This window comes from Corallococcus terminator (genome assembly GCF_049194865.1).
Classification (GTDB): Bacteria; Myxococcota; Myxococcia; order Myxococcales; family Myxococcaceae; genus Myxococcus; species Myxococcus terminator_A.
The window spans coordinates 262,640-282,467 of sequence record NZ_JBLZWL010000001.1 but is presented as its reverse complement, the minus strand read 5'-3'; the positions used below and the strand labels follow the sequence as shown (position 1 = coordinate 282,467).

17 protein-coding genes are annotated in these 19,828 nt (G+C 68.3%); 7 read left to right on the top strand and 10 right to left on the bottom strand.

All coding sequences use genetic code 11. From position 1 onward, the window contains the following. The first annotated feature begins 3 nt into the window (after window positions 1-3). Genes ACN469_RS01200 through ACN469_RS01190 form a run of 3 tightly spaced genes read left to right on the top strand, consistent with a single transcriptional unit; the run spans window position 4 to window position 3,801 of the window. Complete coding sequence (locus tag ACN469_RS01200; protein ID WP_498763280.1) at window positions 4-1,200, top strand: 3-oxoadipyl-CoA thiolase; 1,197 nt, start codon at window positions 4-6, stop codon at window positions 1,198-1,200. Between the two features lie 36 nt (window positions 1,201-1,236). Then, on the top strand, window positions 1,237-2,655 hold the full coding sequence (locus ACN469_RS01195; RefSeq protein ID WP_498763278.1) for an aldehyde dehydrogenase family protein: 1,419 nt from the start codon (window positions 1,237-1,239) through the stop codon (window positions 2,653-2,655). 51 nt (window positions 2,656-2,706) lie between these two features. Continuing rightward, entirely contained in the window at window positions 2,707-3,801 is a 1,095-nt protein-coding gene (locus ACN469_RS01190) for a Zn-dependent alcohol dehydrogenase (RefSeq protein ID WP_498763276.1), read from the top strand. 11 nt (window positions 3,802-3,812) lie between these two features. Here the strand turns inward: ACN469_RS01190 and ACN469_RS01185 are convergent, their stop codons facing one another. Together ACN469_RS01185 and ACN469_RS01180 are read right to left on the bottom strand one after the other, a co-directional pair. Then, entirely contained in the window at window positions 3,813-4,187 is a 375-nt protein-coding gene (locus ACN469_RS01185; RefSeq protein ID WP_498763274.1) for a hypothetical protein, read from the bottom strand. 27 nt (window positions 4,188-4,214) lie between these two features. After that, complete coding sequence (locus ACN469_RS01180) at window positions 4,215-5,123, bottom strand: LysR family transcriptional regulator (protein ID WP_498763272.1); 909 nt, start codon at window positions 5,121-5,123, stop codon at window positions 4,215-4,217. 134 nt (window positions 5,124-5,257) lie between these two features. Between ACN469_RS01180 and ACN469_RS01175 the strand changes: the two genes are divergently transcribed. After that, on the top strand, window positions 5,258-6,022 hold the full coding sequence (locus tag ACN469_RS01175) for an SDR family oxidoreductase (RefSeq protein ID WP_498763270.1): 765 nt from the start codon (window positions 5,258-5,260) through the stop codon (window positions 6,020-6,022). A 64-nt stretch (window positions 6,023-6,086) separates the two neighbouring features. Here the strand turns inward: ACN469_RS01175 and ACN469_RS01170 are convergent, their stop codons facing one another. The 7 genes from ACN469_RS01170 to ACN469_RS01140 are packed head-to-tail and all read right to left on the bottom strand — an operon-like array spanning window position 6,087 to window position 13,736. Continuing rightward, entirely contained in the window at window positions 6,087-7,004 is a 918-nt protein-coding gene (locus ACN469_RS01170; RefSeq protein ID WP_498763268.1) for a transporter, read from the bottom strand. A 43-nt stretch (window positions 7,005-7,047) separates the two neighbouring features. Next, window positions 7,048-8,136: a branched-chain amino acid ABC transporter permease gene (locus ACN469_RS01165; RefSeq protein ID WP_498763266.1), complete on the bottom strand. Its 1,089-nt coding sequence runs from the start codon at window positions 8,134-8,136 to the stop codon at window positions 7,048-7,050. Between the two features lie 20 nt (window positions 8,137-8,156). Next, the gene (locus ACN469_RS01160) at window positions 8,157-9,050 is read right to left on the bottom strand and encodes a branched-chain amino acid ABC transporter permease (RefSeq protein WP_498763264.1); all 894 of its coding nucleotides are present in this window, start codon (window positions 9,048-9,050) and stop codon (window positions 8,157-8,159) included. After that, window positions 9,047-10,867, bottom strand: coding sequence for an AMP-dependent synthetase/ligase (locus ACN469_RS01155; protein ID WP_498763262.1), 1,821 nt, complete (start codon window positions 10,865-10,867; stop codon window positions 9,047-9,049). Before ACN469_RS01155 ends, ACN469_RS01160 begins: the two co-directional genes overlap by 4 nt. Next, window positions 10,864-11,634: an ABC transporter ATP-binding protein gene (locus ACN469_RS01150; RefSeq protein ID WP_498763260.1), complete on the bottom strand. Its 771-nt coding sequence runs from the start codon at window positions 11,632-11,634 to the stop codon at window positions 10,864-10,866. The genes ACN469_RS01155 and ACN469_RS01150 overlap by 4 nt, the downstream gene beginning before the upstream one ends. Window positions 11,635-11,644: 10 nt before the next feature. Next, a complete protein-coding gene (locus tag ACN469_RS01145) occupies window positions 11,645-12,451 on the bottom strand; it encodes an ABC transporter ATP-binding protein (protein WP_498763258.1) in 807 nt (268 codons plus the stop codon). Beyond that, a complete protein-coding gene (locus ACN469_RS01140; protein WP_498763256.1) occupies window positions 12,438-13,736 on the bottom strand; it encodes an ABC transporter substrate-binding protein in 1,299 nt (432 codons plus the stop codon). The genes ACN469_RS01145 and ACN469_RS01140 overlap by 14 nt, the downstream gene beginning before the upstream one ends. 370 nt (window positions 13,737-14,106) lie before the next feature. Here ACN469_RS01140 and ACN469_RS01135 point away from each other — a divergent pair, with 370 nt between their 5' ends. After that, window positions 14,107-15,915 (top strand): WD40 repeat domain-containing protein, encoded by a 1,809-nt coding sequence (locus ACN469_RS01135; RefSeq protein ID WP_498763254.1) that lies wholly within the window; start codon window positions 14,107-14,109, stop codon window positions 15,913-15,915. On the opposite strand, the gene rraA is transcribed toward ACN469_RS01135, so the two are convergent. Beyond that, window positions 15,867-16,352, bottom strand: a complete 486-nt coding sequence (gene rraA / locus ACN469_RS01130; RefSeq protein WP_498763252.1) for a ribonuclease E activity regulator RraA — start codon at window positions 16,350-16,352, stop codon at window positions 15,867-15,869. The genes ACN469_RS01135 and rraA overlap by 49 nt on opposite strands. Window positions 16,353-16,551: 199 nt before the next feature. Here rraA and hemL point away from each other — a divergent pair, with 199 nt between their 5' ends. Both hemL and ACN469_RS01120 read left to right on the top strand, forming a co-directional pair. Further along, window positions 16,552-17,847 carry a glutamate-1-semialdehyde 2,1-aminomutase gene (hemL, locus tag ACN469_RS01125; RefSeq protein ID WP_498763250.1) on the top strand — a complete coding sequence of 432 codons (1,296 nt, stop codon included), beginning with the start codon at window positions 16,552-16,554 and terminating at the stop codon, window positions 17,845-17,847. Then, entirely contained in the window at window positions 17,831-19,828 is a 1,998-nt protein-coding gene (locus ACN469_RS01120) for a serine/threonine protein kinase (RefSeq protein WP_498763248.1), read from the top strand. Before hemL ends, ACN469_RS01120 begins: the two co-directional genes overlap by 17 nt.

Here is a 19,828-nt window from a genome sequence, read left to right as displayed (position 1 = left end):
CTCATGAGTGCCTATATCTACGACGGGCTGCGCACGCCGTTCGGTCGTCACGCGGGAGCCCTGGCTCCCATACGTCCCGATGACCTCCTCTCCGGTGTCATCCGGACGCTGCTCACACGCGGCCCCTTCGAGCCCGGTGCCGTCGAGGACGTCGTCATCGGCTGCGCCAATCAAGCAGGTGAGGACAGTCGCAACGTGGCGCGGCACGCGGCGCTGCTCTCGGGACTGCCCATCGAAACCGGCGGCGTCACGGTGAACCGGCTGTGTGGCAGCGGTCTCGCGGCGGTGCTGGACGCGGCGCGTTCCGTGATGACGGGGCAGGGGGAGCTGTTCGTCGCGGGAGGCGTGGAGAGCATGAGCCGCGCGCCCTTCGCGATGGGCAAGGCGGAGTCGCCCTACAGCCGCGAGGCCCAGGTCTTCGACACGACGTTGGGGGCGCGGTTCCCCAACGCACGCCTCGTGGCGCGCTTCGGCGGGGACACGATGCCGGAGACGGCGGACAACATCGCGAGGGACCTGGGCATCGGTCGCGAGCCGACGGACCGCTTCGCCCTCGCGTCCCAGCAGAAGTTCGCCACCGCCCAGGCGCGCGGTTTCTTCTCCGGCGAGCTGGTCCCCGTGGAGCTTCCTGGACGACGGGGCACGGTGACCACCGTGGCGACAGATGAGCACCCACGCGCGGACACCACACTCGACAAGTTATCCACACTGAGGCCGCTCGCGGCGGACGGGGTCGTCACCGCGGGCAACGCCTCTGGCATCAACGACGGTGCGGCGGCCCTGCTCATCGGCTCCCTCAACGCGGGTGAGCAGGCGGGATGCAAGCCGCTGGCGCGCATCGTCTCGGCCGCCATCGCCGGGGTTCCGCCGCGCACCATGGGGCTGGGTCCCGTCCCGGCCGCGCGCAAGGCGCTGGAGCGAGCACGACTGACGCTGGCCGACCTGGACGTCATCGAAATCAACGAGGCCTTCGCCGTGCAGGTGCTCGGCTGCCTCAAGTTGTTGGAGCTGAGCGAGGACGACAGCCGGGTGAATCCGAACGGCGGCGCCATCGCTGTCGGTCATCCGCTGGGGGCGTCTGGTGCGCGCCTGGCGCTGACGGCCGCGCGTCAGCTCCAGGTCTCTGGTGGTCGCTACGCGCTCGTCAGCATGTGCATCGGGGTGGGGCAGGGCATCGCCGCCGTCCTGGAGCGCGTCTGACGGCTCCGCTCATTCCTCTGACGTTGGGAGAACCGCATGCAGGTCTACGACAAGCTCTACATCCACGGTGAGTGGGTGGCGTCCCGAGGGACGGGACACATCGACGTGCTCAGCGCCTCCACCGAGGAGGTCATGGGTCGAATCCCCGAAGGCACCGTGGAGGACGTGGACCGCGCCGTGCGCGCGGCGCGTACCGCCTTCGACACCTGGTCCACCCGTCCCGTCGAGGAGCGCGCGGCCCTGCTGCGTCGGCTCCAGGCGGGGCTGACGGCGCGACAGGATGAGCTGGCCCGGACGATTACGGGCGAGCTGGGCATGCCCATCGCATTGTCGAAGCCCATCCAGGTGGGCACGCCCATCGCCGTGACGGGCACCTATGTGCAGCTCCTCCAGGACCTCTCCTTCGAGGAGCAGGTGGGCAACTCGCTGGTGGTGCGCGAGCCGGTGGGAGTCGTCGCCTGCATCACCCCGTGGAACTACCCGCTCCATCAGACCATCGCGAAGGTGGCTCCGGCGCTGGCGGCGGGCTGCACCGTCGTCCTCAAGCCGAGTGAAGTGGCTCCACTCAACGCCTTCATGCTCGCGGAGATTCTCCACGAGGCCGGTGTGCCGCCCGGCGTCTTCAACCTCGTCTCCGGGACGGGCCCCATCGTCGGCGAGGCGCTCGTGCGTCACCCCGAGGTGGACATGGTGTCCTTCACGGGCTCGACGCGCGCGGGACGCCGGGTGTCGGAGCTGGCGTCGGCCACCGTCAAGCGCGTGTCCCTGGAGCTGGGCGGCAAGTCCGCGTCCATCATCCTCGACGATGCGAACCTCAAGACCGCCGTGAAGCGGAGCGTCGGCAACTGCTTCCTCAACAGCGGGCAGACGTGCACGGCGCACACGCGCCTGCTCGTTCCTCGTGCGCAGCACGAAGAGGCCGTGAAGCTGGCCGCCGAAGTCGCCGCGGGCTTCACCTTGGGCGACCCGTTCAAGGGCGAGGCGAAGCTCGGTCCGGTCATCTCCGATGCGCAGCGCGCGCGGGTTCGCGAGTACATCCAGCAGGGCCTCCGCGAGGGCGCGAAGCTCGTCGCCGGTGGTCCCGAGCAGCCCGAGGGCCTCTCGAAGGGCTACTACGTGAAGCCCACCGTCTTCGCGAACGTCACGCCGGAGATGAGCATCGCGCAGGAGGAGATTTTCGGCCCTGTGCTCGCCATCATGCCGTACGACGACGAGGACGACGCGGTCCGCATCGCGAACAGCACCATCTACGGCCTCGCTGGTGGCGTCTGGTCAGAGGATGTGGAGCGCGCGAAGCGGGTGGCTCGGCGGATGCGCACCGGTCAGGTGGACATCAACGGAGGTCGCTTCAATCCGCTGGCGCCGTTCGGTGGCTACCGACAGTCCGGACATGGCCGTGAGCTGGGCCGGTACGGGCTGGAGGAGTTCCAGGAGCTCAAGGCGATGCAGCTCTGAAGTCGTTCGTCGTCCCCCCTCTCGCTGTTCCCCTCCGAATCAGGAGCCCCCATGAAGGCCGCCGTGTGTTTCGAGAAGGACGTGCTGACCATCACCGACGTGAGCTTCGAGCCGCCCAAGGCGCGCGAGCTGCTCGTCCGCATGGTCGCCTGTGGTGTCTGTCACACGGACCTGTCCGTGGTGAACGGCACCGTGAAGATGAAGCTCCCCTGTGTGCTGGGGCACGAGGGCGCGGGCATCGTCGAGGAAGTTGGCGAGGACGTCACGCACGTGAAGAAGGGCGACAAGGTCGTCCTCTCGTGGGTCGCCCAATGTGGAGAGTGTTACTTCTGTCGCATCCAACGTCCGAACCTGTGTGAGCTGGGCGAGCGCATCAACGCGAGCAACCGGATGCCGGACGGCAGCTCGCGGCTGCACAAGGACTCGCGGGAGCTGAATGTCTTCTCCGCGCTCGGCGCGCTGGCCGAGTACGCGGTGGTCCCCGCGCGAGCGGCGGTGAAGCTCCCGGAGGACGCGCCGCTGGACAAGGCCGCGCTGATTGGCTGCGCTGTGACGACGGGCGTGGGCGCGGTGCTCAACACGGCGCAGATGCCGCCCGGTGGTTCGGTGGTGGTGTTCGGCACGGGCGGCGTGGGGTTGAACATCATCCAGGGCGCGGTGATTGCCGGGGCGGAGCGCATCATCGCGGTGGATGTCCACCCGAGGAAGCTGGAGTTCGCCAAGGTCTTCGGCGCGACGGACGTCATCGACGCGCGTGAAACGGACCCGGTGGCGGCCATCCGCGAGCTGACGAAGGGACGGGGCGCCGACTACGCGTACGAGGCGGTGGGTCGCAAGGAGACCATCGAGCAGGCGTACCAGTGCACGCGCAAGGCTGGGACGTGTGTCGTCGTCGGCGTGGGCAGCGTGAAGGAGCAGATCAGCCTGAACGTCTTCGTGTTGCCCCTGTTCGAGAAGCGACTGCTCGGCTCCTGGTTCGGGACGGCGGACATCCACCGCGACATGCCCCGGCTGATGGAGCTCTACTCGCAGAAGAAGCTCAAGCTGGATGAGCTGGTGACGACGACGTACACGCTGGACCAGCTCGACCGGGCCTTCACTGACATGAACAGCGGAGTGAATGCCCGAGGCGTCGTCCTCTTCTGACGCGCGAGCCTCTACTTCGCGTCGTCACCGAGAACGCGCCAGTCTGGCCCTGGGGGAATTTCCGAAGTCCCCAGGGCCTGGAGCGCGAGGGCTTCCAGCCCGTCGAGCGTGTCCGCACCGCATATCCAGTCTGGACCTCCTGGACTGTCATGCCGACCGACGCGAGCCTCCCAGCCTGTGGCGACCGGATAGAGCGCGACCCGTCGGTCGATGACGGAGAATTCGAGGTCCGCTGTGTCGCGCGAAGTGTCGAAGGCGACGCGCCTGGACGGCGTGCTCACGATGATGCCCGAGGCGGCGAAGTAGGGCGCGTACCGGCAGACGAAGCCCCGTCCCTTCATCCTTTGCCCCAACTCGTCGAGACTTCGCTGATGCTCGTCACTCATGCGCACCTCGTCGCCTTGTAATTCGCACTACGCCTGCTCCCAGGGTGGCGTGCCTCGGAACTGCTCGGCGAGGAAGTCGATCATCAGCCGGACCTTGGCGGAGAGGTGTCTCCGGCTGGGATAGATGGCGAGGATGTCGATGTCTGGCAGCAAGTACTCCGGCAGGACTCGCACCAGTCGTCCCGCGCGGAGGTCCTCGCCAATCAGGAAGCTGGGCTGCCATATCAGTCCGCGGCCCGCGAGCGCGGCGGCCCGAACGGTGTCTCCGTTGTTGCTCTGCATCACGCTGCGCATGCGCACGACCTGGGTCCGCCCCTCGGAGTCCGTGAGCGGCCACTCCTCAGCCATCGACGAGTTGCTGTACGCGACACAGACATGCTTGGAGAGGTCGTCCAACTCCCTGGGCACACCGTGCTGGGCCAGGTACTCCGGCGAGGCGCAGACCAGGTTGTGCGAAGTCGCGAGCCGTCGGCCGATGTTGCTCCCCGCTCCACCGCGCGAGATTCGGATGGCCAGGTCATAGCCCTCCTCGACCAGGTCCACGACGCGGTCGGAGAGCGACACGTCCAGCTCGACCTCGGGATGACGCGCGAGGAAGCGCGGCCAGAGCGGTGCCAGGTGCAGGATGCCGAAGCTCAGCGGCGCGTTGAGGCGCAGGCGGCCCCGTGCCTGGACGGTGCTCGCGGAGGCCATGGCCTCGGCCTCCGCCACTTCTTCCAAGATGGTGCGCGCTCGCTCGTACAGCGCCTTGCCGCTCTCCGTCAGCGACAGTCGACGTGACGTGCGGTTGAGCAGGCGTGTGCCGAGATGTCGCTCCAGCTCGTGGACATAGCGCGTGACGTTGGCCGCCGACGTGTCGAGCGCGTCCGCCGCCTGGGTGAAGCTACCCCGCTGGACGACAGAGGCGAAGACCTCGAAGGCACGGAGACGGTCCATGGGTACGCCCTTCCATCATTCATAAAAGCTGAATGAGTAGACCAGCTTCCAGGGCTTACTCCCAGAAAAGCTGAGGAGTATCTCTCTTTCATCAACGCCGGCACCTCGCCGGCCGAATCGCGGGAGAGCCAGTCATGGAACGGTTGAACGGGAAGGTCGCCATCATCACCGGAGCGAGCGCGGGCATCGGACGGGCGGCGGCGAAGCTGTTCGCGGCGGAGGGCGCGAAGGTGGTGGTGGGCGCGCGCCGCAAGGAGGAGCTGGACACGCTGGTCGCCGAAATCGTCGCGGCCGGTGGACAGGCCGTCGCGCTGGCGGGCGATGTCCGCTCCGAGGAGTACGCCCGCGCGCTGGTGGCGCTCGCGGTGCAGCGCTACGACCGGTTGGACATCGCCTTCAACAACGCGGGCGTCATGGGCGAGAGCGGCCCGAGCACCGAGGTCTCCGAGAAGGGCTTCAGCGACGCGCTGGCGGTGAACCTCACGGCGGCCTTCCTCGGCGCGAAGCACCAACTGGGGCCCATGGTGAAGCAGGGCGCGGGCTCCATCATCTTCACGTCGACGTTCGTCGGCTACAGCTTCGCCTTCCCGGGCACCGCGGCCTACTCCGCGAGCAAGTCCGGACTGGTGGGGCTGACCCAGGCGCTCGCCGCCGAGTACGGCCCGAAGGGCGTCCGGGTGAACGCGCTGCTGCCGGGCGGCGTCGACACGCCGATGTATCAGACGGTGAACGCGTCGCCGGAGTCGAAGACGTTCATCACCGGGCTGCACGCCCTGAAGCGGGTGGCCACGCCCGAGGAGCTGGCGAAGGCGGCGCTGTTCCTCGCCTCCGATGACGCGTCCTTCGTGACGGGCACCGCGACGCTGGTGGACGGTGGAGTGTCCATCACCCGCACGTGAGCATGCGCGTCGACCCGCGAGGAGACGGCCCGAATCGCAGGGCCGCCTCCCGAGGACTCAGTGCCTAGAAGAACACGTGCGTGAAGCGCGCGCCGATGAACTGGCTCTTCGTCAGGCCCTCCGAGACAGCGACATCGGGCTGGAACTGGAGCATCAGCGTGGACGCCTTCTCCAGCCGGATGCCCATCGTCAGTCGCAGCGACTGCACCGTGGTGCGCTTCGCGATCTCCAGCTCGCCCGCGGGCGTATCCAGCGTGCGCTTGCCGGACGCCTCGACGATGTACCCCGCGCCGGTGAAGAACGTGGAGGACAGGTCCATGCCGAAGTGGAAGATGCCGCCGAAGGACGGCGCCTGGCTCATCACCAGCTTCGAGCCACCCTCCGCGCTCGGCACCAGGAACTCGTCGTTGTCGCCCTGGAAGGCCATGCTCGCCATCGCCTCCACCGTGAAGATTTTCTTGAAGCGCTGACCGGCGACGAGCTGCGGGCGCACCACCCAGCGGTTGGCTCCGATGTTCACCAGCCGGTTGCTGTCGTACTGGCCCACCGGAACGGTGACGTAGGGCGTGAAGGCGAACCACGTATGGGTGTTGTCCTCGGCGTTCTGCACGAGCCCATATCCAATCGTGGGGATGTACGTGACGTCACCCACGCCTGACGCGCGCAGCGCCGTCTTCGGAGCGGACGGAGACGCGGGGTTGGCCGTGAACACCGTCACGTCGACCACCGGCAGGCTCACGTCGAACGGGACGACGACGAGGTCGCCGAACTTGAGCACGTAGGTGGCGCGGAAGGCCGCTTGAAGTTGTGAGAAGTCACGCTCGCCGGAGGCAGATACGTGACGCAGGTACATGTTGGAGATGATGCCCCGGTGCGGCACGAAGAAACCGGCCTCGTAGTCACGCAGGTCCGCCTGCTGGGCCTGGGCACCGGTGGCCGACAGCAACGATACGAACAGGACAGTGAGCAGCACGCGCTTCATGGTGATTCCCTCCCTCATTTGAACGTCGACGACTTGGATTGACTCAGTAACGGAACGGCCACGCCTGGAAGTACCGGCGGACCCGCAGCCACACGCCGAACAGCCCCAGCGGCTCCAGCACCAGCACGAGCACCACCACCAGCGACAGCAGCACCGTCGACTGCTGCGCGGACGTGAGCTGGTTCACCAGGGGAATCGCCCCGCCCACCGTCTCCGCCAGGGGACTCAGGAAGGTGAAAGCGAGCGCGCCACTCACGGCGCCGAACACCGTGCCCACTCCGCCCAACACAATCATCGCGATGTATTGGATGGAGAGGTTCAAATCGAACGGCGGCTCGACGGTGATGTATTGCTGCTGGAACGCGAACATCGCCCCGGCGATGCCCGCCAGGAAGGACGACACGCCGAACGCCTGGAGCTTCGCCTGTGTCGTGGCGACCCCGAGCACCTCCGCCGCGAGGTCCTGGTCCCGCACCGCCATCATCGCCCTGCCGCTGTCGGAGCGCTGCAGGTTCTTCGTCAGCCACACCGTGCCCGCGGCCAGCAGCGCGAAGACGAAGTACAGCTTCCGCTCGAAGGTGAAGCCCACCCCGCCCACCTGCCACGTCTCGCTCAGCGAGGCCGCCACGCCCGCGTCGTCGCGGAACCACCAGTACATGGGCACCGCTGTCCCGCTCAGCCCGTTCGTCACGTCCGGGTACGCGAGCAGCACGTGCTGCGTGAGGAACACCAGGCCCAGCGTGACGATGGCCAGATACAGGCCCTTGAGCCGCAGCGCGAAGGCGCCGATGACCACGCCCACCAATGCGGACACGCCGCCCGCCAGGGGCAGCGCCAGCCAGAACGGCCAGCCAAGCTTCGCGCCGAGCACCGCCACCGTGTACGCGCCCAGCGCGAGGAAGGCCGCGTGCCCCAGGCTCACCTGTCCCGCGAAGCCGGTGAGCACCATCAGCGACGCGGCGCCGACGATGGCCACCAGTCCCAGGTTGCCCACCGTGAGCCACCGCGTGCTCACCAGCCACGGGTACGCCAGGGTGATGCTCAACGTCAGCAATACGCCGGCCCTCTGCCACAGGCCGGGAAAGAGCTTCAGGTCGTCCTCGTACCGAATCACCAAGGGGCGGGTTGGCATGATGTCGTCTCGCGGCGCGCCTAGACGCGGCGCACCTCGTGCTCGCCCCAGAGTCCGCGCGGACGCAGGACCAGGAAGAGAATCATCGCGGCGTAGGGGAAGACGGCGTGGAAGTTGTGACCGAAGGCGCCCAGGTGCGGATTCACGTAGGCCTGGGACAGCACCTCCAGCAGCCCCAGCATGAACGCGGCGACCACCGCGCCCACCACCGACTCCAGTCCTCCGACGATGATGGCCGGGAAGGCGCGCAGCGCCACGTAGCCCAGGTTGGAGTCCACCGAGCGCGGGAACATCCCCAGGAAGATGCCGGCCACCGCTGCCGTTGCTCCCGCCAGGAACCAGGTGAAGGCGAGCACCCGGCCCACGGGGATGCCCAGCACCAGCGCCACTTCCTGATTCTCGCTGGCCGCGCGCATCGCCACGCCCATCGGCGTGCGCTGCACCAGCGCATGCATTCCGAAGAGCACCAGGCTCGTCGCGCCCAGCGAGATGAGCGAGGACAAGAGCACGGTGGCGTTGCCCACCTGGACTTCGGCCATGGCGTCCCACGGCGTCGGCATGCCGCGCGTGTCGGTGCCGAAGGCGATGACGATGCCCGCGCGCAGGAGCAGGCCCAGGAACAGCGTCAGGATGATGGTGGTGAAGACGGGCCGTCCCACCATGCGCCGCAGGACGGTGCGCTCCAGGAGCGCGGCCAGTCCACCGGTGAGGCACGCGGAGGCGGCGAGCGCCAGCCACCACGGCATCACCTCGACGAGCGCCGTCATCAGGAACGCGCCCAGGCTGAGCAGCTCGCCGTGCGCGAAGTTGAAGAGGCGGGAGGCTCGGTAGACGACCGAGAAGCCCAGGGCGATGAGCGCGTAGCTCGCCCCGAGCGCCAGTCCCGAGATGCTGAGCTGGAGCAACTGCGTCATTCGCGTGTCCTTGCGTACATCTCTTCCACCAGCGCTGAATGCAGCTCGAGCACCGCCTTGCGGCGCACCTTGAGGGAGGCCGTCACCTCGCCCGCGTCCTGGGTCATCTCGCGGGCGAGCAGCCGGAAGGCGCGCACCTGCTCGACTCGCGCGAGCCCTTCATTGGCGCGCGCGACTTCGTCCTCGATGAGCTTGCGCACCTCGGGCCGCAGCGTGAGGTCCGTGTATGAGGTGAAGGCAATCTTGCGGCGCAGGGCCCAGTCCGCGACCGTCTCCGGGTCCACCTGCACCAGCGCGGTGACGAAGGCGCGACGGTCGCCAATGGCCACCGCCTCCTTGATGTACGGACTGTTCTTCAGCGCGTTCTGGATGCGCTCGGGCGACAGGTTCTTTCCGCCGGAGGTGATGAGGATTTCGCGCTTGCGACCGGTGATGCGCAGATATCCGTCCGCGTCGACCTCACCCAAATCCCCCGTGTGCAGCCAGCCCTCCGAGTCACATACCTCGGCGGTGGCCTCCGGCTTGTTGAGGTAGCCGAGGAACACGTTGGCCCCGCGGACGAGCACCTCGCCGTCCTCCGCGAGCCGACACTCCACGCCCGGCACGGTGCGCCCGACGGTGCCCAGCCGCGTGGCGCCCGGGATGTTGAGGTGACTGGTGCCCGCGCTCTCCGTCTGTCCGTAGCCCTCGTAGATGCGGACGCCGATGCTGTCGTACCAGGCGAGCAGCTCCGGAGAGATGGGCGCCGCGCCGGAGATGGGGAAGCGACAGCGCCGCAAGCCCAGGCGCTCCTGGAGCGGCCGGTAGACGAGCAGGTCCCCGACACGCCACACGAGCGAGTCTGACCAGCGGCGCTGACCGGTGCGCTCCCGCTCTCGAATCTTCGAGCCCAGCCGGGTGAAGGTGTCGAAGAGAGTGCGCTTGAGCCACGAGGCGTCGCGCATCTTCACCATCACCACCGCGTGCATCTTCTCCCAGATGCGCGGCACGCCCAGGAACACGGTGGGGGAGACCTCGGCCACATCGCTCTGCACCGTCTCCAGGGCTTCACCGAAGTGGACCTTCCCTCCGACGACCAGCGGCAGCAGCAGGCTGAACAGCTTCTCCGCGACGTGGCACAGCGGCAGGTACGAGACGACGCTGTCGTCCTGGCCCAGCCCGAGCTGCGAGGTGAAGGTCGCCGAGCCCTCCAGCATGTTGCGGCTGGAGACGAGCGCGCCCTTCGGCGCCCCCGTGGTCCCCGACGTGTAGATGACCATGGCAGCCTCGTCGGGCGTGCGTCGCGCGAGCTGCTCACGAAGCCAGCCCGGCTCGCGCTCCAGCAGCGCGCGGCCTTCGTCGAGGAAGCGCTCCCACGTGCGCAACCGGGAGTCCTCCACGCCGCGCAGCCCACGCGGCTCGACGACGAGCACGTGCTGGACAGAGGGCGTCTCGGCGGCGACGGTGGCGACCTTGTCGTATTGCTCCTGGTCCTCGCAGAGGACGACGAGGCACCGAGCGTCGTTGAGGATGTAGGCCACGTCCGCGGGCGGATTCGTCTGGTAGATGCCGACGGTGCGCGCGCCGAGCGCCTGCGTGCCCAGGTCCGCGAACAACCACTCCGGCCGGTTGTCGCTGAGGATGGCCACCGAGTCACCGGCGCGCACGCCCAGCTCCCACAACATCCGCGCCGCCCAGCCGACGCGCTCCAGGTAGCCCTGGAAGGACAGCTCGTTCCAGATGCCCAGGCGCTTCTCGCGGATGGCCACCGCGTGCGGGTGCTGCTCCGCGCGCAGGAAGAGCTGGCCCGGCAGGCTCAGGGGAAGCGCCGCGTTCATGCCGCCACCGTCCCGCCCACGTACGCGCTCAGCACTCGCGTGTCCTCGCGCAGCGCCGAAGGAGGCCCGTTCGCGATGACCCGGCCCCGGTCCAGCACCGTCACCTGCGTGGCCAGGTCCATCACGAAGCGCAGCTCGTGACCGATGAGCACCTGCGTCACCCCCAGCTCGTGACGGATGTCGAGCAGGTGGTTCGCCATGTCCTCTGTCTCCTCTTGATTGAGCCCCGCCGTGGGCTCATCCAGCAGCAGCAGCTTCGGCTCCATGCACAGCGCGCGGCCCAGCTCCACGCGCTTGCGGATGCCGTAGGGCAACACCGAGATGGGCATCCACCGGTAGTGCTCCAGGTTGAGGAAGTCGATGACCTCCTCGGCCTTCTCGCGGTGGCGGACCTCCTCCGCGCGCGCGCCTCGCGTCCAGAACAGGTTGCGCAACAGTCCCGTGCGGTACTTCGGGTGACGGCCGAGGAGCAGGTTCTCCAGCACCGTGAGGTGCTCGAAGAGGGCCAGGTTCTGGAACATCCGCGCAACGCCACGCCGAGCAATCTCCGGCGGCTCCAGGCCGGTGAGCGCCTGTCCTTCCAGCCGCACGCGGCCCTCCATGTGGCGATGGATGCCGCTGACGCAGTTGAAGAGGCTGCTCTTGCCCGCGCCATTGGGGCCAATCACGGCGTGCAGCGCGCCGGCCTCGATGGCGAAGGAGACGCCATCCAGTGCCCGCAGCCCGGAGAAGGAGAGGCCCACGTTGTCGAGCTCCAGCAGTGCCATTCCTCACCCTTCACGAAAGCCAGCGCCGCTTGCGGCGATACCGCTTCAGCTCGTGGTAGCCGCGCTGCCCCTCGCGTCCGAAGCCCAGGTAGAACTCCTGCACGTCGGGGTCCTCGCGCAGCTTGTTGGCGGGGCCGTCCAGCACCACCTTGCCCGTCTCCAGCACGTAGCCGTGGCTGGCCAGCGTCAGCGCGACGTGCGCGTTCTGTTCGACGAGCAGCACCGCGACTCCCTCGGCGCTGATGCGCTGAATCAGCTCCGACACCTCGCCCACGGCCTTGGGGGACAGGCCCAGGAAGGGCTCGTCCAGGAGCAGCACCTTGGGCCGTCGCATCAGTCCCCGACAGATGGCCAGGAGCTGCTGCTCTCCACCGGAGAGATAGCCGGCCTTCTGTCGCCGCCTTTCGCGCAGCACGGGGAAGCGCGTGAAGGCGGACTCGACCAACTCCTTGCGTGCCTGGGCGCCCATGCCGAAGCCGCCCGCGAGGAGATTCTCCTCCACCGACATCTCGCCGAGGATGCGGCGACCCTCGAGCACCTGCACCACGCCCGCGTGCACGCGCCCGTCGGCGGGCAGGGACAGCAGGCTCTGTCCGGACAGCTCCACCTTGCCCTGGGTGATGGCGCCGTCGTGCATGTCGAGCAGACCGCTGATGGCGCGCAGCGCGGTGGACTTCCCCGCGCCGTTGGGCCCGAGGAGGGCCACCACACCCTGGTGGGGAACCTCCAGGGTGATGCCCCGGAGGGCTCGCACCGCCGAGTGGTAGACGACCTGGAGGTTCTGCACGCGCAGCAGGGGCGGACTACTTGCTGTCATCGGCGGCCTTGGCGGCAGGAGCCCCCAGCGCCTTCGGCGGCGCGAAGCCCGCGACGACGCTCCAGCTCCCCTGGTCGAGCACGGGCTTGAGGACCCGCGCGCCGACGGACGTCTCGTAGGGGAACCGGGACAGGTCCACCGGCTCCACCGTCATGCCGCCCGCCGTGGTGCGGGTGATGCCCTTGAGCGCCTTGAGGTAGCCGGCGCGCGTGACGTCCTTGGACTCGATGGCGGCCTTGAGCGCCTCGATTTGCACGCGGCCCTGGACATAGGAGGACAGCGTGTAGAAGTCCTTCGGCGTGTTGGGGTACCTGGCGACCAGGGCGAGGAAGTCCTTCATGCCGGGCACGTCGTCGCCCCAGAAGGTGAGCCCCGTGGCCCAGTAGAAGTTGGCGAAGACGGCGGCGGGGATGACCTTCGGGTCGAAGAAGCGGTCCACCCACGCGGGCGTCTGGCCCACCCAGGTGGGCTGGTACTTGAGCTGCGCCGCCGTGCCCAGGATGGGCCCCGAGGCGCTGGGCAGCACCGTGAGCAGCACGTAGTTGGCGCCGGACTGCTTGAGCGCGGTGATGATGGCGGCGAAGTCCTTCTGTCCCGGCGCGACGCTCTGCTGCGAGACGATGGTGACGCCGTGGTGCTTCGCGGCCTCGCTCCAGCCGTCCAGGCCGTCCTTCCCGTAGTCGTCACCCTGCGCGACGATGGCGGCCTTCACCTTGTCCGCGCCGCCCGCGTGCTCCACGGCCCAGTCCATGGCGCGCATCGCCTCCATCTTGTAGGAGGCGCCAATGGGCGGCGTGTACTGGTGCCGCGCCATCTCCGAGGACTGTGACGCGGGGAAGGCGACCAGGTTGTCCGCCGTCATCTTGTCGCGCAAGGGCAGCGTGTTGGGCGTGCCGAAGCTGGTGCCCAGGAACAGCACGCGGTCGTGGATGTCGCTGTACGCCTGCACGGCGTTCTGCGGGTTGTAGGCGTGGTCTCGCTCAACCAGTTCGACGCGCCAGCCGGGCGGCAGGAGCCCCGAGTCACCCGCGTTCACCTGCTGGGCGAGCAGCCGCTTCCCCGCGGCGAAGGGCTTGCCGATGGCGGCGCCAGGGCCGCTCTCGTCATTGAGCGCGCCGATGTAGACGACCTTCTTCTCCAGGTCGACGCCCTTGTCTGTCTTGATATCGGGTGCCGCCACGGGATGCGCCTGTGCGCCTTCCGACGTGGGTGTCGAAGCCTCTTCCTTCTTGCATGCCATCAAACAGAAAGCTGTCGCCAGGAGTCCGACCACGAGTCGTTGCATCGCACTCTCCCCGTCAGAATCGTGGCGGCACAGTAGCCACACTCCCTTCGAAGAGGAAAGACAGTCACCCGTAATTCGATGGCTGGATTTCGCAGGGCGGAACGTCCTGGAAGGTTGTCTTGATTGTGTTTCGCACGGCGAAAATGTTTCGGGTGATGACACATTGCGCCAGGGAAATGCGGCGCCATGGGAAGGTTGTCAGGTGCCTGAAGGTCGCGCGTCGCTGGGGGCGCCCCGCATGCCGCTACCCGAACGGAATTTTCCCCGACTCGACGCTTTCGGTGACCCTCTCCCGGAGCAGGCACACAGTCGCTGTGGCACCGTGCGCTTCTGGCACGCACCGGGCCCTGAGGGTTTTCCACGAGGCGTGGTGGCGCAGGCCTTCTCCGCGGACTCACGCAGACTGGTGACGGTGGGAGATTCGACGGCCCGGGTGTGGAACCTGGAGGACGGCCGTGAGTTGCTCGCGCTCCGGGGGGACTCGCAGGCGGTGAACGCCGTGCTCTACCTTCCGGACGAGCGCATCGTCACCGCGAGCGATGGGGGCACGGTGAGGTTGTGGGACGCGCGCAGCGGCGCCGAGCTGCGGTGCTGGGGAGGGCTGGGCCAGGCGGTTCGCAGCCTCGCGCTCTCGCTGGACGGGCGGACCCTGCTCGCCGGCACCCAGCAGCCGGCGAGCTTCGTCGTGTTCGACCTGGAGCGGGGTGAAGAAGTCCATCGCGTCCAGCTCGAAGCCGGTTTTGGTGCGGCGGAGTCGCTGGTGTTCTCGCCAGATGGCGGCAGCCTGTTGGTGTTGGAGAACAGCAACGAGCCCCTGCGGTTGTCTGTCTTCGATACGGCGGACTGGAGCCCGCGCTGGTCCGTCGAGGGGGACGCCGAGTGTTCGCCGCCCTGGGTGTGCTTCACGCCAGATGGCGCGTTCATCCGGTGCAAGCAGACGAGGTACGGGTTGAAGCGCATCCTGCGCACGTATGATGCCCGGACGGGTGTGTGTGTGGACGAGGTCGGGCAGAGCTCGTTCAGCAGCGCGAGTCAGTTGCTTCCCGATGGTCGTCAGGTGCGCATCCTGAATCAACGGTTGCTCTTCACTCGCGGCGAGGCGCTGGATGAGTGGGTGTGGCTGCAGAGCTTGTATGGTTGCGCTGGGTGGCGTTTCGCCATCTCCCCCGATGGTCGGTGGGCTTCGTTCGCGCGGCGGGAGACCTGGGCCCTCCTGCTGGTGGACCTCCAGACCCGGCGCGACGTGTTGGGGCCCGCGCATCGCCACGATGTGGACCAGCTCACCTTCTCCTCCGACGGGAGGCACCTGCTCACGTCGTCATTGGATGGCACGGTCCGGGTGTGGGACCGCGACTCGGGTCGGGAGGTCGGTCGTGAGTCGTTGTCGCCGGGTTGGCCCTCCGTCCGTGTGAAGGGCGGACGCGCGTTCGCGTTGTTGCCCCAGCATGACGGCAAGCGACTGAGCGTCCTGCTCGGAGGGGCTGACGTGGAGCTGCAGGAGAGCTGCTCCGAGCACTCGTCGACGGTCTGGTCCGACGACATGGGGATGGTGGCGGAGCGAGAGAGCTTGTTCGAGCATCGCTGGTTGCGCGTCATCGACACGCGGACCGGACGGGCGCTGTGGTGGATGGACCTCGCGCCGGAGGACCTGGAGCTGTGTGCGCTGTCCCGGTCGGGGCGGCTCGGCGTCATCTCGCGCGGCTGTCCGCCGTTCGCGAAGAACACCGTCGAGCTGCGACTGGTGGACCTGAAGAAGGATGAGTGCCTGTCCTCGGTTCATGTGTCGAAGGGGAATCGCTTTCGTGCGCTCACGCCGGATGACAAGTGGCTCGTGCTCCAGAAGGAATACGGGACCGTGCTCCTGGTGGAGCTGGAGTCTCCGCATCGTCAGGTCCGGCTGGAGGTCCCCGACCCCACGTTCGCCGTGACGTGTTCGCCTGACGGACTGTTCATTGCCACGGGTGACATCGCGGGCCGCGTGAGGGTGTGGCACCGCGAGGGGAAGCTCCTCGCCACGCTCGAAGGGCATGCCCGCGCGGTCGGCGCGCTGGCGTTCTCGGAGGACGGAGCCTTTCTGGCCTCGGGTGGCCAGGACGCCGTGGCCCTCATCTGGCCTCGGAGCGCGTGGACTCAGTCCAGCGCGGACTCCGAGGTGACGATGCCGTCCGCGTCCGCGTAGATGCGATGACCGGGCTTGAAGATGACGCCCGCGAAGCGCACCTCCGCGTCGCGCTGACCTTCGTTGCGCTTGGAGCTCTTGAGCGGGTGCGTGCCCAGGGCCTTCACGCCGATGGCCGTGCGGCCCACTTCCTCTGAATCACGGATGCAGCCATTCACGATGATGCCCGCCCAGCCGTTCTGCTGCGCGAGCAGCGCGAGCTGGTCGCCCACCAGCGCGCAGCGACGGCTGCCGCCGCCATCCACCACGAGGACGCGCCCCGAGCCCGGCTCCTCCAGGGCCTTGCGGACGAGCGAGTTGTCCTCCGGCGCGCGCACGGTGCTGATGAGCCCGGAGAACGTGGTCCGCCCGCCGTAGTCGATGAAGCCGGGCTCGGCGACCTGGAAGTGGGCCGTGCCCGAGTGGGTGTCACACAGGTCCGCCGTCTTGAAGTCCATGGGAGTCTCCTGGGTCCAGGGCCATGATGCCCCGGCCGCGTCCGGATGTGCGTCCTGGTGTGATTTTCCAGGGATACGTGGCCGACGTCTCAACGCGACGTGTCCATAACCGGCACTCGACAGGACGGAGAAGCGGCGAGCATGGGGGCAGGCGAGAGGAGAGGCGGGAGACACCGCTGCGCGTGCTATGGAACGCGACATGAATCACGCTCACAGTCAGGCCCTTTTCGCCCGCGCGCAGGCGCGCATCCCGGGTGGAGTGAACTCTCCGGTGCGCGCCTTCCGTGGCGTCGGAGGGGACCCTGTCTTCTTCCGTGAGGGCTCTGGAGCCTGGCTCACCGACGTGGACGGCAACCGCTACGTCGACCTGGTGGGGAGCTGGGGGCCGCTCATCCTCGGCCACGCCTACCCGCCCATCGTGGAGGCCATCATCGACGCGGCCCGACGCGGCTCGTCCTTCGGTGCGCCGCACGCGGGCGAGGTGGAGTTCGCGGAGCTCATCTGCGGGACGATGCCCGCGGTGGAGATGGTGCGGCTGGTGTCCAGCGGCACGGAGGCCACGGTGGCCGCCATCCGCGTGGCACGCGGCTTCACCGGTCGCGAGCACATCCTGAAGTTCGAGGGCTGCTTCCACGGCGCGGGAGACCCGTTCCTGGTGAAGGCGGGCAGCGGCGTGGAGACGCTGGGCCTGCCGGACTCGCCGGGCGTGCCGGCCGCGCTGGCGAAGCTCACGCTCACCGCGCCGTACAACGACCTGGCGGCGGTGGAGCGCATCTTCGTGGAGAAGGGGCAGGACATCGCCTGCGCCATCATCGAGCCGGTGGTGGGCAACATGGGCGTGCTGGTGCCCAAGCCCGGCTACCTCGAGGGCCTCCAGGCGCTCTGCCAGAAGCACGGCGTGCTGCTGGTGCTGGACGAAGTGATGACGGGCTTCCGGCTGGCGCGCGGTGGAGCGCAGGAGGTGTACGGGCTGAAGCCGGACCTGACGACGATGGCCAAGGTGATTGGCGGCGGCATGCCGCTGGGTGCCTATGGCGGTCGCGCGGACATCATGCGGAAGGTGGCGCCCGCGGGGCCGGTGTATCAGTCCGGCACGCTGTCCGGGAACCCGGTGGCGGTGGCGGCGGGGCTGGCGTGTCTCAAGGCGCTGGCGGCGCCGGGCACGTACGCGCGGCTGGAGCAGGTGAGCCGCATGCTGGAGGAGGGCTTCATCGCGGAGGCGAAGGCCGCCCATGTGCCCGTCACCGTCAACCGCGTGGGCAGCATGCTGACGGTGTTCTTCACGGCCGAGCCGGTGTTCGACTACACGAGCGCGAAGACGTCGGACACGGTGCGCTTCGGACGCTTCTTCCACGCCATGTTGGACGCGGGCGTGTACCTGCCGCCGAGCCAGTACGAAGCGGCCTTCGTCTCGCTGGCCATCGGCGAGGCGGAGGTGGCGCACGTGCTCGGAGCGGCGAGAAAGGCCTTCCGCTCGCTTGGCCAGACCGGTTGAGCCGGCGCCCCTCGAGGGGCCCGTCCGCTTCGGTCCCTATACCCTGGTGCGCCGCATTGGCGCCGGGGGGATGGGGGAGGTCTTCCTCGCGCGCGAAGAGGCTCCTCGTCGCGCGTGTGTGGTGAAGAAGGTCCTCCCCCAGTTGATGGAGAGCCCGCAGTTCGTCGGACGCTTCCGGGACGAGGCCCGGGTGGTGGTGCGGCTGACGCATCCGAACATCGCCCGCGTGTATGCGATGGGCGAGGTGGAGGGGCAGCTCTATCTCTCCATGGAGTATGTGCGCGGCAAGACGCTGAGCCGGCTCTCGTATCGGCTGCGACAGCTGGGGCGGATGATGCCCTTGGGCATCATCCTGCATCTGGGCGAGCGGCTGTGTGAGGGATTGGCCTATGCGCACGATGCCACGGATGCAGAAGGGCACGCGTTGCATCTGGTGCACCGGGATTTGTCACCGGCCAATGTGTGTATCAGCTACGCGGGTGAGGTGAAGATCATCGACTTCGGCGCGGCGCAGTCCACGCTGAAGGAGCAGCAGACGGCGCCCCGGGTGGTGATTGGGAATCTGACGTACATGTCGCCGGAGCAGGCGCGGAAGCGCTTCGTGGACCGTCGCGCGGATGTGTACGCGGTGGGCGTGTTGCTGTGGGAGCTGTTCGCGTGGAAGCCGCTGTCGCAGCGGGGAGACCCGGTTGAGCGCTGGCGGCGCGCGGCGTATCCGCAGTGGGAGAACGCGGGGAAGCATCGGCCGGGGCTGCCGTCGAGCGTGGATGCGTTCCTGATGAAGGCGCTGACGGCGGAGCCGGCGAATCGCTTCCCTGACGCGGCGGCCATGGGCGCGGAGCTGGCGCGGCTGAAGGCGAAGCTCACGCCGGGCGTGGGGGATGCGGAGCTCGCGAGGCTGCTCGCGATGGTCTTCCCGCGCGAGAAGAAGGCGGAGGAGACGCTGCTCGAGGAGCTGCTGCGCGAGGAGGCGAAGCGCACGCACACCGAGCCGGAGCTCGTCGCCACGCTCACGCCGCCGACGGCGCTCGCGTTCGAGCACAATGCCATCTACACGCCGGATGACTTCGTCCCGTTCGAGCGGGCCCAGGTCGCCCCGCGACCCGCGACGGATGACGAGCCGACGCGCGTGGGTGGTGGAAGCGGCCCGGGTGAGGACGAGCAGACGCAGGTGGCTGGTGGACGCGGCCCGGGCGACGATGAGCCGACGCGCACGGCGGGTGGACGCGGCCCCGGTGAGGATGAGCCGACGCGCACGGCTGGTGGACGCGGCCCTGGTGAGGATGAGCCGACGCAGGTGGCTGGTGGGCGAGGTCCGGGCGAAGATGAACCGACGCATGTAGCGGGCGGAGCACAGGGCCCTGGCGACGATGAGCCGACGCGCGCGGGTGGTTGGGCAAGCTCCGACGAGGACGAGCCCACCGCGGTAGGTGTGCCCCCACGCGTGGACCTCCCATTCCCCGGCGTCGAGGACCCGTCGGCGACGGTGCCCCTCAACGCGGAAGACATCGCCTCGAAGACGGCGCAATACGGAGCCTTCCTCGCGGAGTCGACTCGCGCGTCGAGAGTCGCGACCCCTGTCGAATCGACCGAGGCCCTGGATGCGGCGAAGGTCCTCGTGGCCATCGAGCAGGCGGCCTCCACGCGAGCCACCGGTGGCACCCGCGAGTCCCTCTTCCCGATGGGCGCCGAGGACACGGTGACGCCCGCCATGGCGAGACACGCACCCCGGCGCGCCCCACGTGAGACGCAGGTGGGCTTCGGCATCGACATCTCGGGGACCGTGGCGACGGAGGCCATCGAGGCCCGTCGGCGAGAGCTGGTGCGAGCCATCACCGGTGAAGGCGAAGCCCAAATCGTGGAGCCCGAAATCTCTTCGGGCGGATGGCTCCAGGGCCCTCGCGTCTGGCTCGCCGTCGCGCTGTTCACGGGAGCGTCCCTGCTGGGGCTCCTCGTGGCCTGGTTCACGATGTGGCGCTGA